Genomic DNA, 13796 nt, shown 5'->3' with positions numbered 1-13796 from the left:
TCGAAGACGAAGCGTGACCGAGTGAGGGGGAGCGCGCTCAGTCGCCGACGGCGTGCTCGCTCTGCGCGCTCACGGACCCGACCGACTCCTGCCGCCACCGCTTCTCGACGTCCCGGTTCGCGACCACGACGAGGTCGCCGTCCTCCGTGCGCAACCGCGTCTTCCGCAGATCTATCGCGACGATCTCACCGGTGACGCTCGCACTCTCCACCACGTCCCCCTCGTTGAAGTCCGGGTCGCGGAGGAGGTACACGCCCGCGACCGTGTCCGCGATCATCTCCTTCAGCGCGTACGCCACGCCGAGTCCGACGAACCCGCTCGCCGTCCCGAGACTCGCCGCCACGTCCCCCAGTCCGACGATGTTGAACAACGCGAGCGCCGCCCCGAACCACAGGAACACGCCCACGATAGCGACCCAGAGATCGACGACGAGCTGCTGGTCCGCCGGATATATCTCGTCGAACACCCGCCGCACCACCGCGAGCACCACGCGAATCAACACGTACGCGATCGCCAGGAACAGTATCCCGAGCAGCACGTGCGGTATCGCCTCCACGATACCACGCACGAACTCCTCGATCACCGCCTCCACGTCCACCGGCTCCGCACCAGTCTGCGTCTGCATACCACACGGGACTCCCGGCCCACACGAAAACCCACGGGACGAATCGAGTCGGTCGTGGGGACCTAGACAAGCGGACGGAAGGAACGGGGACTACAGCGAGCCCGTTGGCTCCGTGAACGGAGTGAACTGAGAAATGGACTCGCTGGGATTTGAACCCAGGGCCTCTTCCTTGCGAAGGAAGCGATCTACCTCTGATCTACGAGCCCGCGGTCGCGTTTCTTCGTAGTGGGTGGTGGTTATTTGTAGCTTGCGTTTCGTCGGTCCGTGTGGGTGTTTGGCGGGGGTGCGAGGACGTCGAGGCGGCCGGCGGCGAGCCCGAGGAGGACGCCGGTGAAGTGCGCAATGAGAGCGACGCCGGGACTGGCGGTCACCCAGGTGAGGACGGCGGCGATTGTGAGTGCGAGCAACCATTCGACGGCGGGTCCGACGCGGAGGCGGTCGGCGAGCGCGGTCGTGAGGCGGTTCCCGCCGAGGACGTACCCGTAGAGCGCGAGAACGGCGCCACTTGCGCCGAGGACCGCACTGCCGACCACCGGCCCGTCCAGTAGTCCGTTGAGGAGACCACCGAACCAGACCTGCGTGAGTCCAGCGAGTGCGCCGGTGAGGAGGAAGAACACGTGGAACCGGAGGCGCGTCGTATACCGCTCCAGGACGAACCCCACGAGCACGAGCGCGATCGCGTTCGACACCAGATGGCCGACGCCGGCGTGCGCGTACACGCTCGTGAACACCGTCCACGGCCGCAGCGTCACGGGACCACCGAGGACGAACAACGTCTGGTACACCTGCCCGAGCCCGAGCGCCAGCTCGAACAGCGCGGTGACCTGCTGGAAGACGAACACCACCGCGAACGCGACGAGCGTGTCCACGGTCGGACTCCCACGGAGACCCATACACGACCCTAGCGGCCTCGCGGCTCTTCAGTGTTGAGGAGAGTGAAAGAAGCCGTGCGCGAGAGAGACGCCTAGTCCTCGAGAACGATCTCGATGCTGACGTCGTTCGGAACCTGAATCCGCATCAGCTGGCGGAGCGCACGCTCGTCCGCGTCCAGGTCGATGAGACGCTTGTGGACGCGCATCTCCCAGTGCTCCCACGTCGCCGTTCCCTCACCGTCCGGGGACTTCCGCGAGGGCACCTCCAGCGTCTTCGTCGGCAGCGGAATCGGCCCCGACAGCGACACGCCTGTCTTCTCCGCGATGTCGCGGACGTCGTCGCAGATGTCGTCGAGGTCGTCGGGGCTCGTCCCGGCGAGTCGAACGCGAGCCTGCTGCATGGATTACTCGCGGTCTTCGACGGACAGGACCTTCCCGGCCGCGATGGTCTGACCCATGTCGCGGACCGCGAACGAACCGAGCTCGGGGATCTCCGAGGACGGCTCGATGCTGAGGGGCTTCTGCGGGCGCACGGTGACGACCGCTGCGTCGCCGGTCTGGATGAAGTCGGGGTTCTCCTCCGCGACCTCGCCAGACGAGGGGTCCATCTTCTTGTCGAGGCTCTCGATCGTACACGCGACCTGCGCCGTGTGGGCGTGGAAGACCGGCGTGTACCCGGCCGTGATGACCGAGGGGTGCTGCATGACGACGATCTGTGCCTGGAACGTCTCGGCGACGCTCGGCGGCTCCTCGGCGGGGCCACAGACGTCACCGCGGCGGATGTCGTCCTTGCCGATGCCGCGGACGTTGAATCCGACGTTGTCGCCGGGTTCGGCCTTCGGGACTTCCTCGTGGTGCATCTCGATGGTCTTGACCTCGCCACCGACGTCACTGGGCTGGAAGCTGACGTTGTCGCCGATGTTCATGATTCCGGTCTCGATACGCCCGACGGGGACGGTACCGATGCCGGAGATCGTGTAGACGTCCTGGATGGGGAGTCGGAGGGGCGCGTCCGTCGGCGGCTCCGGCTCGGGCAGGTCGTTGAGGGCCTCGATGAGGATCTGGCCGTCGTACCATTCCGTGTTGTCGGAGCGCTCGGCGATGTTGTCGCCTTCGAACGCGGAGATCGGGATGAACTCGGCGTCGTCCGTGTTGAACTGGACCTGCTTGAGGAGGTCGGTGACTTCGCTCTTGACCTCCTTGTACTTCGTCTCGCCGTAGTCGACGAGGTCCATCTTGTTGACACCGACGATGAGCTCGCCGATGCCGAGGGTGCGCGCCAGGAAGACGTGCTCCTGGGTCTGCGGGGCGACGCCGTCGTCTGCGGCGACGACGAGGACGGCGTTGTCGGCCTGGGACGCGCCCGTGATCATGTTCTTGACGAAGTCGCGGTGGCCAGGACAGTCGACGATGGTGAACTCGTACTCGTCGGTGCTGAATTCCTGGTGGGCGATGTCGATGGTGACACCGCGCTCGCGCTCTTCGGCGAGGTTGTCCATGACGTAGGCGAACTCGAAGCCGCCCTTGCCCTTCTCTTCCGCTTCCTCGCGGTGCTGCTCGATGACGTGCTCGGGTACGCTCCCCGTCTCGAAGAGGAGTCGCCCGACCAGTGTGCTCTTCCCGTGGTCGACGTGGCCGATGATGGCCAGGTTCTGGTGTTGGTCGCTCATTGGTTGTCTCACGCGCAGAGGCGCTGTGTGGAATCCTTTCGGCAGAAACGGTTAAAACGATTTCGATACGCGCTACCCGATACCCCGTCGCCGTCTGGTGGTTTGATGTTGTCAATGTCACGCATGGTCGAGTTGGCGACGTCGATACCGGACCAGGGCGACGACGGTCACGAAGGTGGCGTGTACCCGGAGTAAGACGATTCTACGAAGACGGGTCGAGTCCGGTCAGGCGACCCGATTCCGGCATCGGTGCGAAGCCTGCCCTCGGACGCTGGTTCAGTCCGCGAGTCGACGGACGTCAGCGAGGACGGCGCTCGCCGTCTCGTCGCCACCGGCACCGCGGCCGCCGAGTTCGAGCGCACCGGCGGCTTCGGTGTCGAGCTGGACGACGTTCCGCGTGCCGGTGACGGCGAGCGGTCCGTCCTCGGGGACGAGTCGCGGCCCGACGCGGGCGCCGTCGGCGGTCGCTTCGCCGACGAGACGGACGGTCCGGCCGTCATCGGCGGCGAGGTCGAGCGCGCTCGGTGGGATGGAGCGGATGCCTTCGACGTCGGCGTCGGCGAGCGTGTACGTCGCGTCGCCGTCCGCGAGGACGTTCGCGAGGATGACGCACTTGAGCGCGGCGTCGGTCCCGTCGACGTCGAACGTCGGGTCCGCTTCGGCGACACCGAGGTCCTGCGCCTCCGCGAGCACGTGCTCGTAGGAGAGGCCTTCGGCGGCCATCCGCGACAGCACGAAGTTCGCGGTCCCGTTGAATATCCCCTTCGCTGCCGTGACCTGCGAGCGACCGTAGTCCTCGATGGTCCCGAGGACGGGGATGGCGCCGGCGACCGTCGCTTCGAACCGCACTCGACCCGCGCTCTCGGCTTCGAGGTCGACGACGTCGGCGTAGCGTTCCGCGACCGGGCCCTTGTTCGCGAGGACGACGTCCCTGTCGCGAGCCAGCGCGCGAGCGACGTGCGAGAACCCCGGTTCGGCGTCGTCGAGCGTCGTCGGCGTCGCCTCCACGAGCGCGTCGTACTCCGCTTCGAGCGCCACCTCGGCGTCGAGTTCGCCGACGCGCCCACGCTCGGACTTCCGTTCAAGGACCGCTTGCGCGTCCACGCCGTCGTCGTCGACGACAGCGGTCCGGGAGTCCGCGACCGCGACGACGTCGTGCCCGTGCTCGCCCGCGAGCGCGACGACGGACCGACCGACCGCGCCCGCACCCATGATCGCGAGCCTCACGCCGACCCCTCCACGAGCGGTTCCACGACCTGCAGGTCCTTCTCGTCGGCGACCGCTCGAACCGTCTCGAGCGCCTCGACGACGCCATCGGACTCGACCGCCAGATGCACGCGAGCACTCGACACGTCATCGGTCCCCTCGGGCGCGTCCAGCGACAGGTCGGTGACGGACGCGGCCGAGCACGCCTCCACGCGCGAGAGCGTATCGGACAGGTCGGTGTCGACGAGATGCCCGACGAGCAGGACCGTCACCTGCTCGGTGTACGCGTCCTCGCCGGCCTGGATGACGGTGACGCCCGCGTCCCGGAGCGCGTCGACGACGACGTCGAACCGGTCCGGGCGACACTCCAGGTCGACCTCGACGGGGATGTTCCCGCGCGGTGTGAGGTTCCCGCGCTCGTGGTAGATCGAGAGCAAGTTCCCGCCGTTCTCCGAGATCGGTTCCAGTGCCCGCAGCAACTCGCCGGGTTCGTCGACGAGCTCCAGCCGGACCGTGTACGCCCGCACCGCCGCGTCCACGTCAGTGGCCACCCGAGCCACCTCCCTGTCGGTTCCGTCGGTCGTCCATGGGAGAACCAATCGCGTTCTCTCGTATAAGCCTTCAGCCACGCACAAGTCTCGCCGTCGTCGAACTTAGCCATCAGAGGAGACGACCGCTGTCGTCGAGAGTCGTCCCGACGACGATATCGTCGGAAGTCGTCCCGTCGTCGCTGTCGTCAGTAGTGGTACGCGGTGTAGCCCGCGCTCGGAACCGGCGTCCCGGAGTCCTCGTTCTCGAGTTTCTCGATCGCCTCCTCGAAGTCCGCCGTCCGGACCTCGGTGCGTTCGTCGCGGATCGCGAACATCCCGGCTTCGGTCGTCATGCTCTCGATCTCCGCGCCCGAGTACCCCTCGGTCTGCGCGGCGAGCGCCTCGAAGTCCACGTCGTCGGCGACGTTCATGTTCTGCGTGTGGATCCGGAAGATGTGTTTCCGGCCTTCGGCGTCCGGCTCGGGCACCTCGATGAGGCGGTCGAAGCGACCGGGGCGGAGGATGGCGCGGTCGAGCATGTCGAAGCGGTTCGTCGCCGCGATGATGCGGACGTTCCCGCGCGCCTCGAACCCGTCCATCTCGCTGAGCAGCTGCATCATCGTCCGCTGGACCTCCGCGTCACCGCTAGTCTTCGACTCCGTGCGCTTGGCGGCGATGGCGTCGATCTCGTCGATGAAGATGATGGCGGGTTCGCGCTCCTCGGCGAGCTCGAAGAGGTCGCGGACGAGCCGCGAGCCCTCACCGATGAACTTCCGGACGAGTTCGCTCCCGGCCATCTTGATGAACGTCGCGTCCGTCTCGTTCGCCACCGCCTTCGCGAGCATCGTCTTCCCCGTCCCCGGCGGCCCGTACAGCAGCACGCCGCTCGGCGGGTCGATACCGACGGTGTCGAACTGCGCGGGATTCACGAGCGGTTCCTCGACGGCCTCCCGTACCTCCCGGATCTGCTCCTCGATACCGCCGATGTCGTCGTAGACGACGTCCGGGCTCGCGTCGACCTCCATCGCTTGCGCGCGAGCGTCGGTCTCCCCGGAGAGGATGGTCTGCACGCTGAAGGAATCGTTGACGGCGACGCGGTCACCGGCCTGCAGTTCGTCCGCCATCCGCCGCGAGACGTCCGTCAGGACCTCCTGATTGTTCCCGTGCTGCTTGACGACCGCCTCCTGCTGCTCGTCCGCGACCTCCTCGACGGTCGCGATGTACAGCGACGAGGTCTTCAGCGCCTCGTTCTCGCGTTCGGTGTGGTCGACTTCGGCTTTCAGTTCCTCGCGTCGCTCGTCGGCGGTCTCGAGTTGGCTCGAGAGCTCCTCGTGGACGTCCGTGATCTCCACGAAGTGCTCTCGAAGCGCCTCGAGGCGTTCCTCGTCCGACATGTCCTGGTCGAGATCGAGCCTGGGACGGTCGGGCAATGAGGGACTCCGGGACATTCGTTGTCGGTCGTATGCGACGGTCGTAAAAGGACCTTTGGGTTAGCGCACGCCGAAGGACACGCGGCCGGACGAACGCATCGAATCGCCCGGCGTTCCGGCGGCATCTCGGCGTCGAGTCCGCTCGACGCTCGTTCGGGGACAGGGCTTTTTATCCGGTGGCCGCGTACCGAACGTCCATGAAGTTCGTTATCGTGGGGTACGGTCGCGTCGGCAAGCGAACGTCCCGCATCCTCAGCGAAGAAGACCACGACGTCGTCCTCGTCGACAACGACCACGAGCGCGTGGAACGCGCCCGCGAAGCCGGCTACACCGTGGTCGAAGGGGACGGGCAGGCCGAATCCGTCCTCGAGGAAGCCGGAATCGCGAACGCGGACGCCATCGGCGCCCTGACGCCGGACCTGAACGTGAACTTCGCCGCGTGCATGGTCGGGAAGCACCACGGGGCACGCACCGTCCTCCGGATCGACGAGGACTACCGCGAGGACATCTACGAGAAGTACGCCGAGGACGTCGACGAGATAATCTACCCCGAACGGCTTGGGGCGGCGGGCGCGAAGACGGCGATGCTCGGCGGTGACTTCAACGTCCTCGCGGACATCACCGAACAGCTCCGGTTCTCGGTGTTCACGGTCGACGCGGACTCGCCGCTCGTCGGGCAGCGCCTCGTGAGCGTCGACCTCCCCGAGGAGGCTCGCGTGTACGCGCACGGAAGCGCGGACGAATCACTGACCATCCCGCTGCCGACGGTCGAACTCGAGGCCGGTGACCGCGTCGCGGTCGTCGTCGACCAGGACGACGTCGATGCCGTCCGTAAGAGCTTCCACGCGGCCGCCTGACCGGCCGGTCGTCGTCGAGCCGTCGGTCGAAAGGAACCGTCGGGGTTCCGTCGTCGTGTGACCCCACGTCGGTACCCAAGGGGAGAGAGACAGCGACGGGCGCGCGATGGATTCGGATGGGAACTGAGGCCGTGTGCGCGCCCATCGATTCCATGCGTCCGGGTTTCAATAAAACTCCGTCAGACGACCGGCGGACGGAGGTGTGACGGGAGCGTTTTTGCCGGTGGCCGCCGGAGACGAGCGTATGTTCGTCTCAGGGACTGGATTGCCGCTCGCAACGCCGTTCGACGAGGCTGGTGACGTGGACGAGGCGGCGTTACGGTCGCTCGTCGAGACCGTCGAAGCGGAGGGCGTCGACTTCGTCGTGCCGTGCGGGTCGAACGGCGAGGCCGTCCACCTCGGCGTGGACGAGCGAACGCGCGTGGTCGAGGTCGTCGCCGACGCGGCGACGGTGCCCGTCGTCGCCGGGACGGGGCATCCGAGCGAGCGCGTGACCGTCGAGCAGACGCGGGCGGCGGCCGACGTCGGCGCGGACGCGGCGCTGGTGGTCTCCCCGTTCTATCACCAGCACGACGCGAGCGCTATCGCGACGCACTACGAGCGCGTCGCCGACGCGAGCCCGATACCGGTCTACCTCTACAGCGTCCCGAAGTACACGGGGACGACGCTTCCGCCGCGGACCGTGCAGTCGCTCGCCACGCACGAGAACGTCCACGGCATCAAGGACTCGAGCGGCGACCTGGAGACCCTCCAGCGGTACGTGGCGTTCACCGCCGACGCCGACTTCGACGTGCTCGTCGGGTCCGGGAGCGTGTACGCAGCCGGGCTCGACGCGGGTGCGGTCGGTGGCGTGCTCGCGCTCGCGAACGTCGTGCCCGAGCTCGCCGCGGACGTTCACGAGTTACACGTGGCGGACGAGGGCGACGCGGCACGTGCACGCAACCGCGACCTCGTGGAGCTGAACCGCGCGGTGACCGCCGAGTACGGCGTCCCGGGACTGAAGGCCGCGATGCGTTCGCGCGGCTACGCCGCCGGCTACCCGCGTCGCCCGTTCCAACCCGTCGGCGACGACGTCCGCGCGGAGCTCGTCGCGCTCGTCGACGAGGCACTCGCCGCCGCGTCCGTCGAGTGATTCGAGGCGGCGACCGGCGCGTTCTTTGACCGGGGCCGTGAACGTCGACGCATGACCTGGGCCGAGCTGTTCGACGCGACGACCGACCTGGACGTGACCGAGGTGGACGTCAGCGAGACGCTCCGCGAGCACCGCGAGGGCGACGATGAGTGACGCGTCGCCGACGCGGATCGTCGCGGACGCGGACGTCCTCGCCGCGGACGTCCTCGTCGGCGGTGCGAGCCGCGACGCGCTCGACCACGTGCGCTCGCACTCGTGGCTGACGCTCGTCGCGAGCGACCACCTGCTGGACGACGCCGAAGCCGTGGTCGCGGCGCTCGCCGCCGACGACCTCGCCGCCGCGTGGCGCGAGCGCGCCGCCACCGCGACCGAACGCGTCGACCACGACCCCGGCGACCACCCCGGTCTCGCGTCCGCGGTCCGCGGCGACGCCGCGCACCTCCTGTCGTTCGACGACGCGCTCGGGAGCGTCCACGCGGGGATGAGCGTCCAACCGCACGCGAACCTGTCGGTGAGACCACCGGACGCGTTCGCGCGCCTGTTCGACGCCGCGAGCCTCTACGCCGTCGAGTTCGACGACTACTACCCGGGCCCGGACCGCGACCCGCGCGCCTAGACGCTCTCGCGGAACGCCTTCGCGAGCGCGACGTACATCACCGGCGCGGACACGAGCACCCACAGTGCGCCCGCGCCGACCATGACGACGTCGTCCGCGAACACCCAGAGGACCACGGCGACGACGACCAGCTCCGACAGGACGGTGAGCGCACCTGCGACTCGCGCCACACCGACCGCTTCGAGTTGCGACTCCGACATACGCTGTCGGGCAGCCGGACGCGTCAAAACGATACCGGCCGAGCGGCAGGTTCGGGTTTCGGTGGTTCGCTACCGGTCACCGTTGACGCGTTCGACGACCCGCCGGAGGATGGGACGGGGCGTGATGCGCTCCCCGTAGTACGTCGCCTTGCTCACGAGGCTCGGGAGGATGACGGTGTCATCGCCGAGGAGACCGCGGTAGCCGGCGGCGGCGACGGATTCGGCGTCGTTCATGAACATCGACCCGACGACGGAGTCGGTCATGTCCGCGCGGTCCTGGAAGTTCGTGTCGACGGGGCCCGGGCAGAGGACGCTGACGTCGACGCCGGTGTCGCGGTTCTCGATCGCGAGCGCCTCGCTGAACGAGTTCACGTACGCCTTCGACGCGTAGTAGCCGGCCATCTTCGGGCCGGGAACGAACCCGCCGGTGCTCCCGACGTTCAGAATCTTCCCGTCGTCGCGCTCGCGGAAGTCCGCGAGGAACAGTCGCGTGAGGACGACGAGCGTCTCCACGTTCAGGCGGAGCTGGGTGCGTTCGGAGCCGAGGTCGGCGTCGTGGAACTCGCCGTACGTGGCGATTCCGACGTTGTTCACGAGGATGCCGACGTCGAGGTCGCGTTCCTGGACGTCGTCGTAGAGCGCGTCCGCGGCGTGTGGTTGGTCGAGGTCGTGGACGATGGTGGTGGCGGTGACGCCGTAGCGGTCCTCGAACTCGCTGGCGGCGTCGGCGAGGGCGTCGTCGCTGCGGGCGACGAGGACGACGTCGTGGCCGTGGCGAGCGAACTGGCGGGCGAGTGCGCGACCGATGCCGCCGGAGGCACCGGTGACGAGGGCTGTGTCCTTCACGGTCGAAGTCGCGGGCGCCGGGACGTTAATCGCTCCGCTCTCGGAGCGCGAGACCGGGTCGCGTCGGGACTCGTCCGGGCCGGCTCGGCCGTGGCGACTGGGGGCGTGCAACGACGGCCGTCGCGAGCGCGTCGGTCGCCGGACGGCGCGCTCGCGGGGTGGGGAGACACTGGTCCGGGAGCTGGACGTCGGTTACGGCGGACTCGCGGACCGCATCGGGTCAGGGCACGACGAGCGTCGCCGCGTCCTCGGTGAAGAAGGCTGGGACGGAGTGGGAGACCCGCGGTTACTGCGCGCCCTTCCGTTCTGCGGGTTCGCCGGCGAGCCAGTCCGCGAACTTCGCGAGCGCGCGACCGCGGTGACTGACGGCGTTCTTCTCGGCGGTACTCATCTCCGCCATCGTCGTGCCGTCGTGCTCGAAGATGGGGTCGTAGCCGAACCCGCCGTCGCCGCGCGGTGCGACGATGGTGCCGGGGACGCTCCCCTCGAACGTCTCCACCTGGACGTCGCCGTCCGTGCCGTCGTCGCCGTCCCCTGGGCGGTGTGCGTACGCGAGCACCGTCCGGAAGTGACCGCGTCGGTCGTCCTCGGCCTCGCAGAGCCGCCAGACGCGGTCGACGCCGAGGGTGTCCTCGACGAACGACGAGTACGGGCCGGGGAACCCGTCGAGGGCGCGAACGAACAGGCCGGCGTCGTCGACGAGCACCGGGTCGACCCCGCCGAGGGCGTCGAACGCCTCCCGGGCGCCCGCGGCGGCGACGGTCGCGAGGTCGCCCTGGACCTCGGTGTAATCGTAGTCGACGCGCTCGACGTCGTCGAGGTACTCGCGGGCCTCCTCGGCCTTCCCCTCGTTGCTCGTGACGAATCGGATGGACATACCGGAGTGAGCGGCCGCGGTCGGTAAGGAGGCGTCGGTCCGCGGTCGCCCCGGCGGTCGCGGTCGAGTGGCGCGGTCGAGTGGCGCGGTCGTCGTCGCGTCAGACGTCGAGGTCACCGAGGACGCGGCTCTCGGCGCGCCGGAGGTGTTCGGCGGCGGTCCCGGGCGCGCAGTCGATGGCGTCCGCGACGTCGGCGACGCCGGCGTCGCGCGGGACCTCGTAGTAGCCCATGCGCTGTGCGGCGCGGACGGCGTCGCGCTGGCGGGCGGTGAGGTCGACGCCGACCTCGGGGTCGCCGGGCGGGTCCTCGCCGACCCGGTCGACGGTGACGTCGATGGCGTCCGGGACGCCGTCGAGGACGCCGCGGAGGGCGTCCGGTGCGCCGACGACGCCGAGGGACATCGTGCGGTCGGTGTGGTACGCGACCGGTGGGACGGCGACGACGTCGTTCCCGTCGAACGTGTCGAGGAGGGACGCGTCGACGTCGTCGGGGGATTCCTCGACGTAGACGTAGAACGCGTCGTCGGTGATCGGTGCGAGGTCGAACGTCCGGATGCGGTCGAGGTCGGCGAGACGGTCGGCGTAGGGCTCGCGGTCGCCGCGGACGTGGAACAGGAGGGTGTTCCCGTCCGGTCCGCGGTAGTTCCAGTGGATGAGTCGATAGTCGGCGTAGTCGCCGTGCTCGCAGACGAACGCGTGCATCGGGTGGATGGCGTCCCCGGGCAGGTCGAGCGTGAGCCGGAGGTACTTCACGCCCACCGATTCCGGACGCCAACTTAAAAGCTCTAGTGGCTGAGACGATGGAACCGAGCGTCGGTCCCGCGTGGGTTCGACCATGCGACATCGACGAGCCGACGGGGGTGCGCGACCGTGAGCGAGGCCGTTGTACGCGAGCGCGAGGCGGAATCGGAGACGGGACCGACGGTCGAGGCGCTCGAGGACGCGCTCGGGCGGCTCGCGGTCGGCCGCGACGACCACGTGAACGCGCCCGCGGTCGTCGTCCGTCCGGACGCGGTCGCCGAGGCGGTCGCGACCCTGCGGGACGCGCTCTCGCTCGACCACTGCGCGTGCGTCACCGCCCAGGAGTACCCCGACCGCTTCGAGACCATCTACCACCTCCGGGACTACGACGACCCGCGGCGGGAGGCGAGCGTCGTGGTGCCGACGACCCGCGAGTCCCCGCGGAGCGAGAGCGCCGCGAGCGCGTTCCGGACGTGCGACTGGCACGAGCGCGAGGCGTACGATCTGCTGGGCGTCGAGTACGACGACCACCCGGACCTGCGACGCATCCTCCTCCCCGAGACCTGGCAGGGCCATCCCTTGCGCGAGGAGTTCGACCAGAACCGCCCGCAGGTCGTCACGCTCGAATCGCACGCGAACCCGCTCGCGGACGACCAGCGCGCGGGCGGCGACAGCGACGCGGACCGCGACACGATGTTCCTCAACATCGGCCCGCATCATCCCTCGACGCACGGCGTCCTCCACGTCGAGACCGTGCTCGACGGCGAGACCGTCGTCGACGTCGACCCCGACATCGGGTACATCCACCGCTGCGAGGAACAGATGTGCCAGTCCGGCACGTACCGCCATCAGATCATGCCGTACCCCGACCGGTGGGACTGGGCGTCCGCCGGCCTCCTCAACGAGTGGGCGTACGCGAGAGCCATCGAGGACCTCGCGGACGTCGACGTTCCCGAGTACGCGCAGGTCATCCGGACGATGGGCGCGGAACTCTGCCGGATCGCCTCCCACATGCTCGCGGTCGCGACGTACGCGCTCGACGTCTTCGGCGAGTTCACCGCGGTCTTCCAGTACGGCATCCGCGACCGCGAGAAGGCTCTCGGCCTCCTGGAGGAGTTGACGGGCCAGCGGATGATGTTCAACTACTTCCGCGTCGGCGGCGTCGCCTGGGACCTCCCCCAGCCCCGCGAAGCGTTCTTCGAGCAGGTGCGTGACGAACTCGACACGCTCCCCGACGCGATGGCGGAGTACTACGACCTGCTCGCGTCGAACGAGGTCTTCCAGACGCGCACCATGGGGACCGGCGTCCTCGACGCCGAGACCGCGAAGACCTACGGCTGCACGGGTCCCGTCGCGCGCGGGTCGGGCGTCGACTACGACCTCCGCCGCGACGACCCCTACGGGTACTACGACGAGCTCGACTGGGACGTCGTCACCGAGGACGACGGCGACAACCTCGCGCGCGTCCTCTGTCGGATGCAGGAGGTCGAGCAGTCCGCGAGCATCGTCCGCCAGTGCGTCGACGTCCTCGAGGACTGGCCCGAGGACGAACGGACCGTGCAGTCGAACGTCCCGCGGACGCTGAAGCCCGAGCGCGACAGCGAGGTGTACCGCGCGGTCGAGGGCGCGAAGGGCGAACTCGGCATCTACCTGCGGAGCGACGGCACCGACACGCCCGCGCGCTTCAAGATACGGAGTCCGTGCTTCTCGAACCTGCAGGCGCTCCCGGAGATGGCCGAGGGCGAGTACGTCCCTGACCTGGTCGCGACGCTCGGCAGTCTCGACACTATCATGGGCGAGGTCGACCGCTAGAGAGGGAGAACGACTCGGCCGCTCAGTCCTCGACGACGACCTCGACGGGGTCCTCGTCGGCGCTCGCGGCGTCGTCGCTCCCGCCGCGCTCGTTCCAGAGGAGCGCGCCGACGACGGCGAGTGCGACCCACGACCGCCAGTTCGCGAGGTTCAGCGTGTACCCGATACCGAACGGCTTCTCGACGAGCATGCTGTCGCCGGGCTGCCAGTAGGACTTCAGCATGCGGCTGATGCTCGGGCGTTCGAAGTTGTACGGGATCCCGAAGACCTCTCCGCTGCTGGGTTTGTCGGACATACGAGAGGATACGCGCGGTCGACTTATCAAGGTTGTCGTCTCCAAACGCGGGCGATGACGGCCTCGCACGGCGGTCTCCGCGGCGT

General features: G+C 68.6%; 16 protein-coding genes and 1 tRNA gene. 4 read left to right on the top strand and 13 right to left on the bottom strand.

Going from position 1 to position 13796, the window contains the following annotated elements; translation table 11 throughout:
* Positions 1–37: 37 nt before the first annotated feature.
* From SM754_RS02550 to pan2, 8 genes are all read right to left on the bottom strand, one after another.
* Positions 38–625: a mechanosensitive ion channel family protein gene (locus SM754_RS02550; RefSeq protein ID WP_323674642.1), complete on the bottom strand. Its 588-nt coding sequence runs from the start codon at positions 623–625 to the stop codon at positions 38–40.
* Positions 626–759: 134 nt separating this feature from the next.
* Positions 760–831: transfer RNA gene (locus SM754_RS02545), tRNA-Ala, on the bottom strand.
* 30 nt (positions 832–861) lie between these two features.
* Positions 862–1518, bottom strand: coding sequence for a rhomboid family intramembrane serine protease (locus SM754_RS02540; RefSeq protein ID WP_323674641.1), 657 nt, complete (start codon positions 1516–1518; stop codon positions 862–864).
* Between the two features lie 71 nt (positions 1519–1589).
* A complete protein-coding gene (gene rpsJ, locus SM754_RS02535; RefSeq protein ID WP_227132365.1) occupies positions 1590–1898 on the bottom strand; it encodes a 30S ribosomal protein S10 in 309 nt (102 codons plus the stop codon).
* 3 nt (positions 1899–1901) lie between these two features.
* On the bottom strand, positions 1902–3167 hold the full coding sequence (gene tuf / locus SM754_RS02530; RefSeq protein WP_323674640.1) for a translation elongation factor EF-1 subunit alpha: 1266 nt from the start codon (positions 3165–3167) through the stop codon (positions 1902–1904).
* 276 nt (positions 3168–3443) lie between these two features.
* Entirely contained in the window at positions 3444–4394 is a 951-nt protein-coding gene (locus tag SM754_RS02525) for a homoserine dehydrogenase (RefSeq protein ID WP_323674639.1), read from the bottom strand.
* Positions 4391–4933 carry an amino acid-binding protein gene (locus tag SM754_RS02520; RefSeq protein ID WP_501993731.1) on the bottom strand — a complete coding sequence of 181 codons (543 nt, stop codon included), beginning with the start codon at positions 4931–4933 and terminating at the stop codon, positions 4391–4393. The genes SM754_RS02525 and SM754_RS02520 overlap by 4 nt, the downstream gene beginning before the upstream one ends.
* 176 nt (positions 4934–5109) lie before the next feature.
* Positions 5110–6351, bottom strand: coding sequence for a proteasome-activating nucleotidase Pan2 (pan2, locus tag SM754_RS02515; RefSeq protein WP_323674637.1), 1242 nt, complete (start codon positions 6349–6351; stop codon positions 5110–5112).
* 179 nt (positions 6352–6530) lie between these two features.
* On the opposite strand from pan2, the gene SM754_RS02510 reads away from it, so the two are divergent.
* From SM754_RS02510 to SM754_RS02500, 3 genes are all read left to right on the top strand, one after another.
* A complete protein-coding gene (locus SM754_RS02510; protein ID WP_323674636.1) occupies positions 6531–7190 on the top strand; it encodes a potassium channel family protein in 660 nt (219 codons plus the stop codon).
* A gap of 244 nt (positions 7191–7434) precedes the next feature.
* Entirely contained in the window at positions 7435–8322 is an 888-nt protein-coding gene (locus tag SM754_RS02505) for a dihydrodipicolinate synthase family protein (protein ID WP_323674635.1), read from the top strand.
* Positions 8323–8467: 145 nt separating this feature from the next.
* Positions 8468–8938, top strand: coding sequence for a DUF7384 family protein (locus SM754_RS02500; RefSeq protein ID WP_323674634.1), 471 nt, complete (start codon positions 8468–8470; stop codon positions 8936–8938).
* On the opposite strand, the gene SM754_RS02495 is transcribed toward SM754_RS02500, so the two are convergent.
* The 4 genes from SM754_RS02495 to SM754_RS02480 form a co-directional block, all read right to left on the bottom strand.
* On the bottom strand, positions 8935–9138 hold the full coding sequence (locus tag SM754_RS02495) for a hypothetical protein (RefSeq protein WP_323674633.1): 204 nt from the start codon (positions 9136–9138) through the stop codon (positions 8935–8937). The two genes, SM754_RS02500 and SM754_RS02495, sit on opposite strands and share 4 nt — an antisense overlap.
* A gap of 69 nt (positions 9139–9207) precedes the next feature.
* Positions 9208–9984, bottom strand: a complete 777-nt coding sequence (locus SM754_RS02490) for an SDR family NAD(P)-dependent oxidoreductase (protein ID WP_323674632.1) — start codon at positions 9982–9984, stop codon at positions 9208–9210.
* 286 nt (positions 9985–10270) lie between these two features.
* Positions 10271–10861, bottom strand: a complete 591-nt coding sequence (rdgB, locus tag SM754_RS02485; protein ID WP_323674631.1) for an RdgB/HAM1 family non-canonical purine NTP pyrophosphatase — start codon at positions 10859–10861, stop codon at positions 10271–10273.
* Positions 10862–10961: 100 nt separating this feature from the next.
* On the bottom strand, positions 10962–11615 hold the full coding sequence (locus tag SM754_RS02480) for a helix-turn-helix domain-containing protein (protein WP_323674630.1): 654 nt from the start codon (positions 11613–11615) through the stop codon (positions 10962–10964).
* 117 nt (positions 11616–11732) lie between these two features.
* Here SM754_RS02480 and SM754_RS02475 point away from each other — a divergent pair, with 117 nt between their 5' ends.
* Complete coding sequence (locus SM754_RS02475; protein ID WP_323674629.1) at positions 11733–13415, top strand: NADH-quinone oxidoreductase subunit D; 1683 nt, start codon at positions 11733–11735, stop codon at positions 13413–13415.
* 22 nt (positions 13416–13437) lie between these two features.
* Here SM754_RS02475 and SM754_RS02470 read toward each other — a convergent pair whose 3' ends face one another.
* On the bottom strand, positions 13438–13710 hold the full coding sequence (locus SM754_RS02470; RefSeq protein ID WP_323674628.1) for a DUF5808 domain-containing protein: 273 nt from the start codon (positions 13708–13710) through the stop codon (positions 13438–13440).
* Between the last annotated feature and the right edge of the window lie 86 nt (positions 13711–13796).

This window comes from Halorubellus amylolyticus (assembly GCF_034808145.1).
Classification (GTDB): domain Archaea; phylum Halobacteriota; class Halobacteria; order Halobacteriales; family Natrialbaceae; genus Halorubellus.
The sequence above is the reverse complement of the archived record's forward strand: the minus strand, read 5'-3'. Positions and strand labels throughout refer to the sequence as shown.